Annotated in this window: 1 protein-coding gene; it reads right to left on the reverse strand. The window is 67.7% G+C overall.

From position 1 onward, the window contains the following. The coding region (locus SB725_RS33950) for an alpha/beta hydrolase family protein (protein ID WP_410923793.1) at window positions 1-235 on the reverse strand (235 nt) is incomplete at both ends.

Below are 235 nucleotides of genomic sequence, written 5' to 3' on the forward strand. Positions count from 1 at the left end.
GGTGCAGGGCCTGGCGATAGTCCCGGCCATAGCCGGTACTGCCCCGGTAATTCAGGTCGGCGACGGCGAAGCCGCGCTGGGTCCAGTACTGGATGCGGGGGTCGAGCGCCGGGTAGCAGGCCGACGTCGGCCCGCCATGGATAAACACCACCAGGGGCGCGGGCGCCTTGGCGTGCATGGCCGGGTAGAAGAAGCCATGGGCGATGCCGTTGCCACTGGTGTAACGAATGGACTG

The organism is Pseudomonas sp. SIMBA_041 (genome assembly GCF_046535095.1).
GTDB classification, from domain to species: domain Bacteria; phylum Pseudomonadota; class Gammaproteobacteria; order Pseudomonadales; family Pseudomonadaceae; genus Aquipseudomonas; species Aquipseudomonas mucoides.